We start from the raw sequence: 13,110 nt of genomic DNA, 5'->3' as shown, positions 1-13,110 counted from the left end.
AGTGCTCCTTAAGGCTGGAATGATGGTTTGATTAACGCCAGGCGTATCGGTATTGCAAGGAGCCTGACATGAGCGAGCCCCGCAACGACTTCAACGGAGAGGCCGTACCCTGGTACATGCGGCCAGAGCAGGACCCAGTTGCACCGCCACCTACCCGGCAGGGGACGGCGGGCCCAGCGCCAGCCGACGACATCCCCGCCGACAAACCCACCATCGTCTCGCCCCCCGATTTTGATGGGGACGACGCGGCGGGCACCGAGATCTTGGCCGAGGAGTCCATTTTTGTGGCCAAGCCGGTCTTCGCCTCCTCCCCGCCCGCGCACGGCGCCGCGCCTGCCGGCAAAGATTCGGCTCGTTTGTCGGTGGCCGAGTTTTTGGCTAGCGGCCCGCAGACCGGCCTGCCGCGCTGGGCGGGTGTGGGTCCTGCTGCGCCTAGATCAACCACTGCCGCCGCCAAGGCACGCCGCGGGAGGCCGACGGCGGCCGCTAGCAAGCCGTCGTCAGGTGGGGAGACTGCGCAAACCGAAAGCGCCACGTCGAGTGGTGGCCTGCCGGCTGCCTCCTGGCCCCTGGCGGTCAAGCGGCAGGCGGAGGCCGAGGTACCCACCAGCCCGGTTGGGCTGTCGTTGGCGGCCCTTCGACAGGCCCTGACCGAACCGCCGCAGCCCACTGCTCCCCCGCCGGACCCGGTGGAGACGGCCCAGCCGCAGGCAAACGCCCAGTCGGCGACCCCGGCCGAGGAGCTGCGCACCGAGATGTTGGCGGCACCGTCGTCGTTTGTGCCCGCTCGGGTCCAGCAACCGGCCCCCACCGCCGCACCGGAGTTGGGGGAGACGGCCGACGACGAGCCGCCTACCACCACACGCGCCAGCAGCGAGATTGCCCCGCTTGGAAAGGACGCATCCGCTGCGCAGCAGGAACCAGCCGCTGAGATGGCGGCCACTGCCGCGCCGGAGCAGGCGTCTGCCCCGGTCGCGGAGACGACGGGCGTTGACGGCCCTGGCGAACAGGACGCGGAGGCTGGCCCGGCCAGCAGTGATGATGCGCTGGCCCCTGCCCCGCTGGCCGACGATGAGTCGCCCTCGACCGCCACGGCGGCCGCGCCGCCCGCCTCGGCCCCGGCGGGTGAGACCGCTGCGGCATCAGCGACGCCCGAGACCAAGCAGGAGGACACCGGGCAGGAGCCAGTGGCACCCGTCCCGGTGGGTGCGGGCAGTCCGACGCCGCAGGAGGCAGAACCGAACGTCGAGCCGACCCCTGCCCCCGGCGAGGCGGAGACTGCCTCCCCGGGGGATGGACCATCGGCCCCCACCTACCCCGTCCCTGGCGAGGCGGAGTCAGCCACCCCGGACGGCGACGCGCAGCTTGCCGAGGCCAGCGCCGCCCCGGCTGGCGAACCGCACCCCGCCAAGGTTTCCGATGAGGCCGTTGCTCCCGCGCCGCTCGCCCCGGAGCCCTCCGCCGCCGCTGTGCCGGAGTTCGCGGCGGCGGATGGGACCGGCAGCGGTGCCGCTCCGGACACTCCAGCTGGCGCAACTGCGCTCCTGCCCGCGGACCTCGGCACCCCGGCGGAGGCTTCTGCGACCGATTCCTCCCCCGCCGTGGAGCGGCCCGCCGTCGTGCCGCCGAGTGAGGAAGACGTGCCCTCCGACGCGGCGGCCACGCAGGCAGCGGCCGCTACCGCACCGCCCAGCCCGGCCGCCCCAAGCACCCCGGTCACCCCGCCGGAGCTTGCGGCCAAGGCGGCGGAGCCCACTCCGCCTTTCCCCTCCCAGACCCCGGAGCCCGCGCCGACCCCGTCCGAGGCGGAACCGGAAACGTTCCAGGTGCATACCGAGACGGAGCCGGAGGTCACGCCGGTTGCCGACGCGTCCGCGGCCCCCGCGCGGGAGACCACCGAGGCGGCAGCGCCCTTCGGGCGGGAGCCGGCAAAGGACCTGCCTGCGCAGGACTCGCCCCCGGATTGGTCGCTGGCGGCAACTGAGGCGGCCCTGGGCCGGTCGGCGGTGCCCGCGGAGTCGACCCCCGCAGAGTCGGCGCCGCAGTCTGCGCGGCGGGCCGCAGCGGCGGTGTCGGACGCTGCGGAGACCCCGACCTCGGTGGAGGTGGACGCGGCCGTCACCCCGGCGGAGGTGGACGCGGCCGTCACCCCGGCGGAGGTGGACGCCGCGCCCGCGCCGCACCCGGCGGCAAAGGGACCCGCTGTGCCCGCCCCCGCGACCCCGGCCACTGAACCGCTGGCCACCCCCCGCCGATCCGTACCCGCTGCCGAGGAGCAGCCCACCGCCGCCCAGGCGGTCGGCGACGGCTACCCCTTAAACGCCGCCGCGCCGACCGCGGCCGACGCGGCACCGTCGGACGCCTGGATGCGGGCCTTGGACGCCGAGTACCGGCGGCCAGTCGACCCAGCCGAGGCCGCCGCGCAGTCGACCACGGACACTCCCGCCGCCGAGCCTGCGGGAAGCGAGCAGACCCCGCCCGCGGAGCAGCCGCCCGCCGCCGCGGTGCCGCCCACCGATGAACCGGCGCCGGAGGCGTCGGCCCCTAGCGCCACGCCGCCGGACCCGGGCGAGGTCGACAGCACAGCCATCCGCCGTTACTCGCTGCTGTCCGCCGCCCGCACCCGCGAGCCCAGCAAGCCCGCTACCGACAGCACGCCGAACCTGGTGTACGACGACGCCTACGAGCTGGTGGGACCCGAGAGCCCCCCCGCACCTGCGGCAGCGACCCCCGGACCGGACAAGGAGAGCGACCGCCCGGCGGCGAGCGCCACGGCCCCGGCCCCGGTGCGGCGGCGCAGCCGTCGGGAGCTGCTGGCCGCGGAGAACGGGGCCCCCCACCGGGGCACGAGTGAGCGCCACAGCGGGGAAGGCCCCGCGGCCCTCACCGGCAAGCGGCCCCGCCTGACGTCCCCGCACCCCCCGGTGCTCAGCGAGACGCCCAGCAGCAGTCCGACCGTGCACGAGATTGCCGCCAACGTGGCTGCCTCCCTGTCAGGTTCCCCCGCCCCCGCGGAGCGCGAGCCCACCAGGTTCGTCGACACCGAGGAAGAGCGCACGGCGCCGTTGGCCAGCCTGAGCGCCACCGAAGACACCCTGGTGGCGGACAAGGGCCTGCTGGCGGACGCGGACTATCAGGCCGCAGCCGAGCCGGCCACCGGGTGGCAACCTGGCGAGAAGGCCGCGGAGGCGGCCGACGCCGTCGCCCCGCCCACCGCTCCCCGCGGTTTCGGCCTCACGAGCACGGCCACCGGCCCCGCGTCGGTGCCCGAAACGGCTGCCGAAACTGCGCAGCTGCCCACCGCCGATCCGGAGGAGGCCCCCGCGTGGCAGCCGCTCGGCCCCGACGACATTAAGCCGCGCCGCCCCCGCCCCGCGCCGACGGCAACCCGCCCGGAGGCGGTGCTGGACGGTGCGTCGGTGCAGCCCGCGCCCCTGTCCCGTAGCTCTGCCCACTGGTGGAGCCTGTTGGTGGCGCTCGTGCTGGCCCCGTTGGGTTGGGGCCTCACCTGGGACGCGGCGAACCGGCTCATGGGCACCACGGTGACCCAGGTGTATGAGCAAGAATTCACGGTCACCCGGCCCGGTCTTTTGCCGCTGCTAGAGCTGGTGGTGGGGCTGCTGCTCCTGGCCGTGGTGTTCCTGGCGGGCCGCTGGTCGGCAGCAGGCCTGCTGGTGGTGGGCGCCGTGTGGAGCGCAGTTGGGTTGCTGGCGTTGCTACTACCCGAAATATTCCTCTCGCCCCTGGAGCCGCTCATTAACGACATGCTCACCCAGGCCTCTTTCTGGCCCTCCGTCGCGTTCCTGCTGCTGGTGGCCACTATCTCCGGACAGCTGCTGTTCTTCGGGGCAATAATGCTGTTCGGCGGCCTGATCTCGCATGGTGCCCGCCGCCAAGGGCAAAGAGAGCAGGCGAGCCTGGACGCCTTGCAGCGCCGCCAGTCGTCGTGACGGAGACCTGGAATCACCGGCAGATCACCGCTGCCGGGATGCAGTTCCACGTGGTGGAAGCTGGCCCAGCCGACGGCAGGCCGGTGCTGTTGCTGCACGGTTTTCCGGAGACCTGGTGGGCGTGGCGCCACCAGCTCCCGGCGCTAGCCGCGGCCGGATACCGGGTGTACGCCCTAGATCTGCGCGGCTTCGGGGACTCCGATAAGCAGCCACAAAACTACGAGCTGGTTAATCTCACGCGGGACGTGGCCGGGGTGATGCGCGCGCTCGCGCTGCAGGACGTGGTGGTGGTCGGACATGCCGTGGGCGGTGCCATCGCTTGGCTCACGCCGTTGGCTTCCCGCCGGGTCAAGGCCATCGTCACGGTGTGCGCCCCCCACCCGCTGGGGGCGCGCGCGTGGCGTGGGGTGACCGTGCGCGGGCTCGGCCGTTACCTCCGGTTCAAGATGCCGCTGCTACCGCAGCGGCGGTTGCGCGACGGGCGCCTGGTGCGGCACGTCCTCACCCAGTGGAGCGCCCCCGCCAGCCGCGCAGCAGTGCTGGAGGCGGCCGACACGTATTGCGCGGCCATGGCCCAGCCGCGGGCTGCCGAGGCGGCATTGGAGCACCTGCGGGTCTCGACGCTGCGGCGCTCTACGCGCGCGGAGCTCGCCACCCCAATCCAGGTGCCGGTGCTGTCACTGCGGGCCGAGGCCGACCCGCTAGCGGGCCACCGGCAGTACGCGCTCGATCCGCAGTTCGCGCCCGGCGGCGTGCAGGTGGTCGCGGTACCGGAGGCCGGCCACTTCCTCCCGGAGGAGGCCCCGGCGGCGGTCACCGCAGCGTTGTTGGCCTTCCTGCGGCAGGTGCACCACGACTGACGCCGTCCCCCGCCCCACCTGCCGCGCCGTCGTCCGCCTCTGGGACGGCGACCGCCTCCGCCCCTGCGGCGGCGGGCGCGACAGCAGTCGGCTCGACTCCGGCGGCCCCCGGGCCCGGTCCTGTGTCCCCGATGTTGGCGCTTGGTTGCGGCTCTGCCGCGAGCTGCCGCCAGGTCAGCATCGCCAGGTAGCCCGTCAAGCCGGCAAACAGCACGTTGCGGACCAGCAGCACCAGCAGGCCCCGGGCCTGGATGGGGGTCGGACCGAAGGCAAGGAAGTCGTCGTACACCACGGGATAGAGCCACCCCGTGAACCAGGCGAGCACCACCAACCCGCCTGCCCCCAACAGGTAGTTGCGGCGGGCCGCCAAACACTGGCGCACCCCGCCTGCCGGGCAGTCGTCGGGCCCGGCTACCACCAGGGCAAGGCTGGCCAGCGGCAGCGCCCAGATGACGAACTGGGCCGAAAACACCGCCGACGAGGCCACCACGATCAGCACGGTGACCAGGCTCGCCAAGGCCGCGGTCGCCGGGGGACGGCGGCGGGCCAGCTGCCACGCCAGGGCCAGGATGTAGGCGCCTCCCAGCGCGGTGGCGGCCGTGGATAGCGCCAGCATGGGCCCCACCAGGGTTCCGTGCAGGTGAATGGCCCCGAACTCCCACTCCGCCCACGCGGCGCCCGGATCGAAGTAGCGCAGCAGCTGCACCGGGGTTGCCCACACGGATTCGATCTGTAGCCCCCGCTCGCCCTGATTGGTGAGCGCCGACAAGAACCGCTCCCCACCAGCCACGGCCACCGCCCAGGCGGTCAAAATCGCCAGGCTTGCCGTGAGACCGGCCAGGAAGGGCAGCCGACGGCGCGCCGCGGCCCACAAGACCGGCACCAGCGCGGCGGGCCACAGCTTCAAACTGATCGCCAAAGCCAGCAACGCCCCCGCTGCCGCGCTGCGGCGGGCCCCGGCAGCGTCCCGCCCGACCAGCAATAGCACCGCGCCCGCCGTCAAGGTGGCGGGAATCAAGTCGAAGCGGTACATGATGAACCCGCCCAGGCAGGCAACCCCCACGATCCAGACCCAGACGGCCAGGTGGCGCCACGGGTTGGGCTGGCGCAGCAGCAGCCACACGAACGCTAGATCGCAGGCGAGGTTAACTAGCAGGAACAGGATCCGAAAGGTGGCCAGGTCTGCCCCGGCAAGGAAGTTAAGCCCCCGCATGAGCCCCACGGCCGCCACCGGGTACTCCCGCAGCGTCTGCCAGCCGTCGGCGGCGTCCCGCAGGGAGGTGAAGTAGTAGGTGGGGTCGTTATCCACCCCGGCGGCCGCTGACAGCAGGTACAGGCGGGTGGTCAGCCAGGCGGTTAGCGAGACGACGGTGAGCTGGTGGTTTCGGCACCAGGTACGCAAGGCGGGCGGTATCACGGGCGGTTGTCAGCCTTCCGGGTGGGAGTGCTTGCGGTCTCGACGCCGCGGCGGGGACACAGCTGCCGCAAGGAGCAGGCGCCGCAGCGAGGCGCGCGGGCGTGACACACCCGCCGCCCCAAAAAGATTAGTCGGTGGGAGGCGATCGTCCACTCCTCCGGCGGCAGCAACCGAGTCAAATCCGCCTCGACAGCCAGCGGGTCGGTGGCGCGGGTCAGCCCCAGCCGTCGCGCCACCCGCCCGACGTGGGTATCCACCGGCAGGGCGGGCAGCTGCCAGGCGTTGCCGAGCACGACGCTGGCAGTCTTGCGGCCGACGCCCGGCAAGGCTTCCAGCGCAGCCCGGTCGGCGGGAACTTGGCCGTCGTGCTGCGCCACCAGTTGCTGAGACAAACCGGTCAGGTGTGCCGCCCGGCGGGAGGCAAAACCCAAGGGGCGAACCATTTCGCTGATTTGGTCCGGCGGTGCTTTCGCTAGCGCTTTAGCGTCACCGTATTCGGCGAATAGCGCCGGGGTTATCGCATTGACGCGCACATCGGTGCACTGGGCAGAAAGTACGGTCGCCACTAGCAACTCGAACGGATTGCGGTGGTCCAGCTCGCAGGCCGCGTCGGGGTAGGTCTCGGCCAGGATGCGCATAACTTCACGGACCTGCGCCTTGGTTCCTGCTCGCATCTCTTCCTCCCATCCGCTACCACCGCGCACCGTGCCTCTAGCAGTCTAGGCGGGCAGTGATCGGCCTGCCGGTGGGGCAAAAATAGGCGCCGCCGCGAGCTGGTTGTGACGTTTGCAGCAAAACAGTGGCAAGATGTGACTAAGCAGGCAAACTCACTATCAGATTGGGGACCGATGGACACCTCAGTGATTGCGAACGTTCCACTGTTCGCAGACCTCCCCGAAGAGGACCGCGCGGCTCTTCGCAACATGATGCATGAGACGTCGCTTCGCCGCGGCGAAACCCTCTTCCACGAGGGCGACCCTGGTGACCGGCTCTACATTCTGTCCGACGGCAAGATCAAGCTGGGACACACTTCTGTGGACGGGCGCGAAAAGCTCATTGCGGTGCTGGGCCCCGGCGAAATTCTCGGTGAGTTGACGCTGTTCGACCCGGGCCCGCGGTCGACCACCGCCACGGCCGTCGCCCCCACGCACATGCTGGTGCTGGAGCACTCGGCGCTCATGGCGTTTATCGACGAGCGCCCCCGGTTGGCCAAGTTGATGTTGCGCGCGCTCGCGCAGCGGCTGCGCAAGACCAATGTGCAGCTGGCAGACCTCGTGTTCTCGGACGTGCCCGGCCGGGTTGCTAAGGCGCTGCTTGACCTTGCCGACCAGTTCGGTTCGCGCACGGAAGACGGCACCCACGTGCCGCACGACCTCACGCAGGAGGAGCTTGCCCAGCTGGTGGGCGCCTCCCGCGAAACCGTCAACAAGTCGCTCGCCGAGTTCGTCTCGCGCGGCTGGATCCGCCTGGAGGGCCGGGCGGTGACCCTGCTCGACATCGAGCGGTTGACGCGGCGCGCCCGCTGACTTAACGCACTCGCAGCCGGGGTGGGGGCGGTAAAGACCAGCCCCACCCCGGCTGCGTCGTGCACTCGGCCAGCCCTTCAGGCGAGGGCGAAGATGACTTCCACCTCGACCGGGCTGTTCAGCGGCAGACTCGCCACGCCGACCGCGCTGCGGGCGTGCGGGGAGTCGAAAAGCTCCGTCAGGTACTGCGAGGCCCCGTTGAGGACGGCGGCCTGGCCACCAAACTGCGGGTGAGAGGCGACAAAACCGGTGACTTTCACGACCCGCCCCAGCTTGTCCGCACCCCCCACCGCGGCCGCGGCGGCCGCCAGGGCGTTGCGGGCGCACTGCCGAGCGTAAGCGGCCGCATCTGTGGGGCTAACCAGGCCCTCCCCCTCGCCCACGTGTCCGGTGGCGGGCAGCGCCCCGTCAACGAACGGCAACTGGCCGGAGGTGTAAACCAGGTCGCCACACACCACGGCCGGGACGTAGGCCGCCACCGGGGCGGCCACGTGCGGCAGCTCAACCTGCCGCAGCCGGGCGGCGAGCGAGGTCACTGGGCGTCCTTGGGGCGCTTGAAGTAGGCGACGAGGGTGTCGGGACCCTGCGGACCAGGAACGACCTGGACAAGTTCCCAGCCGTCCTCGCCCCACTGGTCGAGGATCTGCTTGGTGGCGTGAATGAGTAGCGGCGCGGTGGCGTATTCCCAACGAGTTGTCATGGGTGATGATGCTACCGAGACCGACCGGGCGATGGGGGCTGCGGACGGGCAGCTACGAGGTGCGGCGGAAGCTGAATACCTTGGGGCGGCGCCGGGCCCGCAGCTCGCGGGCGAGGTCGTCTTCTGAACCCAGCAGCCAAGACTCCCAGTCTTCGATATCGGGGCGGGCCCGCAGCAGGGCGCGGCGCTCGCGTTCCGTCAAACCGCCCCAGATTCCGTAATCAGCCCCCGACTCGAGGGCGTCGGCCAGGCACTGCAGCCGGACCGGGCACATCTCGCAGGCCCGCCGGGCGGCCCGCTGCTCGTTGCCAGGCACGAACAGGGCGTCCGGGTCCATGGTGGCGCATAGCGCTTCCAGCGTCCACGAAGTCTCCGTCGCCGTTGACATTACTTCCCCTTGCATGTCTGTGATGTGAGTCTCAGCAGACCCTAGCCCAAAGTGGCTCACATCACCAAATCATTTCACAATATTGACTCCCCTCCGTCACGCCCGCTGTTTTCCAGCCACTGGCCGTACCCTAGGGGGCATGTCTAAGCGCAGTTCCCGCCGCATCCGGCCCTTGCAAGCCAGTGCGATGTTCGTCGTTTTCATCGCCACCTCAATGGTGGCGGGGGCGTTATCGTCGGTCTTCGCCCTGCCGACCGCCACGGCCGTGGGGGCGCTGACGAATGCGGGAACGGACCTATTTGAGGAGCTGCCCGAAGACCTGGCGATGCCGCCGCTGTCGGAACCGTCGACGATCCTGCGGGCCGACGGCACGGTGCTAGCCACCTTCTACTACCAAAACCGGCAGGTGGTGCCGCTCGCAGAGATCGCCCCGATCATGCAAAAGTCGATCATCGCGTTGGAGGACCGCCGCTTCCGCCAGCACCAGGGCATCGACCCGACCGGTCTGATTCGGGCCCTGATCTCCAACACCTCGGGTGGGGATACGCAGGGTGCCTCCACGCTCACCCAACAGTTCGTGAAGAACTACCTGGTCGAGGCCGGCATCCTGGCTAACGACCCGGTAGCCATCGCCGCCGCCACCGGGCCGACCATCGCCCGCAAGCTGCGGGAGGCCAAACTGGCGCTGGCCCTGGAGCGGCGCATGAGCAAGGACGACATCCTCGCCGGCTACCTCAACATCGCCCAGTTCGGGCCATCGGTGTACGGCATTGAGGCCGCCTCCCAGTACTACTTCTCCAAGTCCGCCAAAGACCTCACGCTGGCTGAGGCCGCCCTCCTGGCGGGCATCCCGCAGTCGCCCAATAGCCACGACCCGGTGGCCCATCCCGAAAACGCGACCAAGCGACGCGAGGAGGTGCTGGCGGCCCTGCTGAAGGAGGACGTCATCACCAAGGCCCAGTACGACGAGGTCAACCAGATACCGGTGGCCGACATGTTGAACATTTCGGAAAAGACCTCGGGCTGTGCCCAGGCCGGGCACGCCGCCTACTTCTGCCAGTACGTCGAGCAGGAGATCCTCAACAACGAAGCCTTCGGGGCCACGCGCAGCGAACGCGACGCCCTGCTCAAGCGCGGCGGTTTGACCATCACCACCACCCTGGATCCACAGACCCAGCAGGCGGCCGCCGACGCGGTGCACGGCATGATCCCGGCGGGCGACGCGTCGGGCGCCAAGCTCGCCACCGCCGCCATCGAGCCGGGCACGGGTCGCATCCTCGCCTTGGCGCAAAACACGAACTTCGGCAAGAAAGACGGCGACCTCTACACAACCGAGCTCGCCTACACGGTCGACAAGAATCACGGGGGTGGCATCGGTTTCCAGATCGGCTCCACCTTCAAGACCTTCACCCTGGCGACCTGGTTCCAGGCGGGCAAGAGCGTGTGGCAGCGGGTCGGCGGCCGGTCCGCCACGTACACCGGCGACGACTTCCACAGCTGCGAAGGTCCCGTCTACATCGAGCCGTGGGAAGTGAACGACCTGCCCGGCAAGACGGGGGCCCGCACCGTGCGGGAAGCCACCGCCCTGTCGATCAACAACGGGTTCTTGCACATGGCCACCCAGCTGGACCTGTGCGACATCGCCGAGATGGCCAACAAGGTGGGGATTCGCGACACGGAAGGCAAGCGTTTGCCGGCCCTGCCGGGCAACATGCTCGGCTCCGGGGAGGCCACCCCGCTGGCACTGGCCAACGCTTACGCCACCTTCGCGGCCGGCGGCACCTACTGCACGCCGATTGCTATCACCAAGATCGTGGACCGGGACGGCAACGAACTGTCCGTGCCGGGTGCCAACTGCAGCCAGGTGATGGAGCCGGAGGTGGCCGGTAAGGTCACGGCCACCCTGCACTGGTCCGTCAACTCGCAGTTCTACCGCGGGGTGGCCAACGTGCCCGGCCATCCGGTGGCGGGCAAGACCGGCACCACCGACGAGAACGCCGACACCTGGTTCGTCGGCTACACCCCGCAGATCGCGGCCGCCACCTGGCTGGGGCACTCCGAGGCCCGGGTACCCGGGATCGATGTGACCATTAATGGCGAGTACTACGACTACATCTACGGCTCGACCATCGCCGCCCCGACGTGGGCCCGCTTCATGGCGCAGGCGATGGAGGGCCGGGAGCCCGGCGAGTTGAACATCGGGGACCTTGGGGCCCCGCCGGTGGAGCGGCCCGCGCCGCGGCCTTCCGGCGGCCCAGCCCAACCGTCTCCGGCCCCCACATCTAACCGTTGATGTGGCGGCTGGTTGGCCGCAGTCTGGGTTGGGCGGCGCTGGCGGGCGCGGCCACGCTCGGGTGGGCGCTAGCGGAGGCTGAGGCGTACCGTGACCGGCACGTCGTCGTCCCGCTCGGAGCCCGCCGCGGCGGCGTGGACCGGCACCCGGCGGCGGGGCTGCGCATCCTGCAGGTAGCCGACCCGCACCTGGCAGTCGGCGACCGCCGCCGGGCGGCCTACCTGGCGCGCCTAGCAGAGTTGGAGCCCGACCTGGTGATCGCCACGGGAGACAACTTGGGCGGGGTCGACGCACTGCCCGAGCTGCTGACGGCGCTGGCTCCCCTGCTGCGCCTGCCGGGGGCGTTCGTGCTCGGATCGAACGATTATTGGGCACCGAAACTGAAGTCACCGACCCGCTACCTGCGCCGCGATCCACGCCAGGCGGACGATCCCGCCGAGGAGCGGGTGGCGCTGCCGACCGCCGAACTGGTCGCGGCCTTCACGGACGCGGGTTGGCTAGATGCCACGAATACGCGGGGACGCGTGCGGGCCGGGCGGTGGAGCGTGGAGATCACCGGCGTAGACGACCCGCACCTGGACGCCGACCGGTTCCCGGTTGACGGTGTCGACGAGGGAGCGGAAGGTCGGCAAGCGGCGGGTGGCACCGAGGGTGGGGCGGCCGGCGCACCGGACTTGCGCCTGGGATTGGCGCACGCCCCCTACCGGCGAGTGCTCAACCAGTTCGCCGCCGCGGGTGCCGACCTGGTCCTGGCGGGGCACACCCACGGCGGGCAGTTGCGGGTGCCGGGCTGGGGGGCACTGGTCACCAACTGCGACCTACCTACTCGCCACGCCGCCGGGCTCTTCCCCTGGCCGGAGACTGCCAGCCCAACCTGGGTGCACGTGGACGCGGGCATCGGCACCAGCCCGATGGCGCCGGTGCGCCTGGCCTGCCGCCCCGGGGCGACACTGCTGACCATCCTTTGAGGGGCGGGCCTGGGCGGCCAGCGAACAGGGATTGGCGGTGGCCACCGTTACCATCCTTTGAGGGGCGGGCCTGGGGGCCGGGCGGGCAAGCAGCTCTCCGCAGCCCCGCCCCCGTAGCCCGACCGGGCTTGGGCAACACGGAACGACAGGGAGGCGCAAGTGGTGAACGTCTCGCACAGGCCGATTTCCGTTAGGGCCGGAAGTGGGGCTATACTTCACGAGTTCCATTCGGGGTGTGGCGCAGCTTGGTAGCGCGCTTCGTTCGGGACGAAGAGGCCGCAGGTTCAAATCCTGTCACCCCGACTAAAAATCCGGTGCTCCACTGGCGTGGGCGCCGGATTTTTCGTTGCCCAGCAGCCTGCTCCCGGCCGGGGCGCCCGCTGGGCAGTGGCGGGGGGCCGCCGGGCCGTGCACCCGCAGGCGACCGCCCTAACTGTCCACCAGGGGAGCACAGGCGCCATATACGCCACTTATGGCTCGCTGGTGGTCAGTTAGGGCGACCCGTGCAACCTAGCTCTTCGCTTCACCCGTGCGGGCGGCAGCAATTTCGTACGATGAGCGCATCCAACCGCGAGGGAGACCCCAATGGCAGAGCTAATGCGCACGGTGAACGGCCAGCTGGAAGCATTCGTCGAGTATTTGGCCGACTACGTCCTCGCCAAGTCCTCCAGCGCCCACATCGAGACCTCCAGCATCTTCAACTCGGGGCCAACGAAGATCGCGGTGTTGGCGTTTGAGCGCTACAGCTGGACGGGCGGCAACCGGGTCGGCATGGTGGTGACGGTCGCGGGCAGCGATAACGTGCTGCAGGTGCATGGGGTCTCCCTCGGCGGCAGCCAGGCAGTGTTCTTCAAGATCAATACCTTCGGTGAGGAAAGCTTCTTGGCCACCCTGGATGAGACTCTCAACGAGTGGGAAAATCGGCAAAATAGCCCCCAATTTCACTAGCTTTTTCGCCACCGACAGCCCACAGGTACCGCTATAGTGCTGGCCGGGCGAGGAGGAATG

11 protein-coding genes and 1 tRNA gene are annotated in these 13,110 nt (G+C 70.2%); 7 read left to right on the top strand and 5 right to left on the bottom strand.

What is annotated here, in order from left to right; all coding sequences use genetic code 11:
- Positions 1-68 precede the first annotated feature (68 nt).
- The gene (locus BSZ40_RS08425) at positions 69-3,950 is read left to right on the top strand and encodes a hypothetical protein (protein ID WP_073825217.1); all 3,882 of its coding nucleotides are present in this window, start codon (positions 69-71) and stop codon (positions 3,948-3,950) included.
- Complete coding sequence (locus BSZ40_RS08420; RefSeq protein WP_073825214.1) at positions 3,947-4,810, top strand: alpha/beta fold hydrolase; 864 nt, start codon at positions 3,947-3,949, stop codon at positions 4,808-4,810. Before BSZ40_RS08425 ends, BSZ40_RS08420 begins: the two co-directional genes overlap by 4 nt.
- Here BSZ40_RS08420 and BSZ40_RS08415 read toward each other — a convergent pair.
- Positions 4,764-6,227 carry a glycosyltransferase 87 family protein gene (locus BSZ40_RS08415; RefSeq protein ID WP_073825211.1) on the bottom strand — a complete coding sequence of 488 codons (1,464 nt, stop codon included), beginning with the start codon at positions 6,225-6,227 and terminating at the stop codon, positions 4,764-4,766. The genes BSZ40_RS08420 and BSZ40_RS08415 overlap by 47 nt on opposite strands.
- Positions 6,224-6,901, bottom strand: coding sequence for an endonuclease III (gene nth, locus BSZ40_RS08410; RefSeq protein WP_073825208.1), 678 nt, complete (start codon positions 6,899-6,901; stop codon positions 6,224-6,226). Before nth ends, BSZ40_RS08415 begins: the two co-directional genes overlap by 4 nt.
- 174 nt (positions 6,902-7,075) lie before the next feature.
- On the opposite strand from nth, the gene BSZ40_RS08405 reads away from it, so the two are divergent.
- Entirely contained in the window at positions 7,076-7,753 is a 678-nt protein-coding gene (locus tag BSZ40_RS08405) for a Crp/Fnr family transcriptional regulator (protein ID WP_073825205.1), read from the top strand.
- Between the two features lie 77 nt (positions 7,754-7,830).
- On the opposite strand, the gene BSZ40_RS08400 is transcribed toward BSZ40_RS08405, so the two are convergent.
- Genes BSZ40_RS08400 through BSZ40_RS08395 form a run of 3 tightly spaced genes read right to left on the bottom strand, consistent with a single transcriptional unit; the run spans position 7,831 to position 8,841 of the window.
- Positions 7,831-8,289 carry a RidA family protein gene (locus BSZ40_RS08400; RefSeq protein WP_073825203.1) on the bottom strand — a complete coding sequence of 153 codons (459 nt, stop codon included), beginning with the start codon at positions 8,287-8,289 and terminating at the stop codon, positions 7,831-7,833.
- The gene (sp36, locus tag BSZ40_RS11620) at positions 8,286-8,453 is read right to left on the bottom strand and encodes a Sp36 family protein (protein ID WP_124853191.1); all 168 of its coding nucleotides are present in this window, start codon (positions 8,451-8,453) and stop codon (positions 8,286-8,288) included. Before sp36 ends, BSZ40_RS08400 begins: the two co-directional genes overlap by 4 nt.
- Positions 8,454-8,505: 52 nt before the next feature.
- A complete protein-coding gene (locus BSZ40_RS08395) occupies positions 8,506-8,841 on the bottom strand; it encodes a WhiB family transcriptional regulator (protein WP_073825201.1) in 336 nt (111 codons plus the stop codon).
- Positions 8,842-8,980: 139 nt separating this feature from the next.
- On the opposite strand from BSZ40_RS08395, the gene BSZ40_RS08390 reads away from it, so the two are divergent.
- The 4 genes from BSZ40_RS08390 to BSZ40_RS08375 all read left to right on the top strand — a co-directional run bounded on the left by BSZ40_RS08390 (position 8,981) and on the right by BSZ40_RS08375 (position 13,050).
- Positions 8,981-11,134, top strand: a complete 2,154-nt coding sequence (locus tag BSZ40_RS08390) for a transglycosylase domain-containing protein (RefSeq protein WP_073825198.1) — start codon at positions 8,981-8,983, stop codon at positions 11,132-11,134.
- Positions 11,134-12,102, top strand: coding sequence for a metallophosphoesterase (locus BSZ40_RS08385; protein WP_073825196.1), 969 nt, complete (start codon positions 11,134-11,136; stop codon positions 12,100-12,102). Before BSZ40_RS08390 ends, BSZ40_RS08385 begins: the two co-directional genes overlap by 1 nt.
- Positions 12,103-12,331: 229 nt before the next feature.
- A tRNA-Pro gene (locus BSZ40_RS08380) sits at positions 12,332-12,405 on the top strand.
- A gap of 282 nt (positions 12,406-12,687) precedes the next feature.
- The gene (locus BSZ40_RS08375) at positions 12,688-13,050 is read left to right on the top strand and encodes a DUF6054 family protein (RefSeq protein ID WP_073825194.1); all 363 of its coding nucleotides are present in this window, start codon (positions 12,688-12,690) and stop codon (positions 13,048-13,050) included.
- Positions 13,051-13,110: the final 60 nt, after the last annotated feature.

The sequence above is a fragment of the Buchananella hordeovulneris genome, from assembly GCF_001907235.1.
GTDB lineage: Bacteria > Actinomycetota > Actinomycetes > Actinomycetales > Actinomycetaceae > Buchananella > Buchananella hordeovulneris.
The sequence above is the reverse complement of the archived record's forward strand: the minus strand, read 5'-3'. Positions and strand labels throughout refer to the sequence as shown.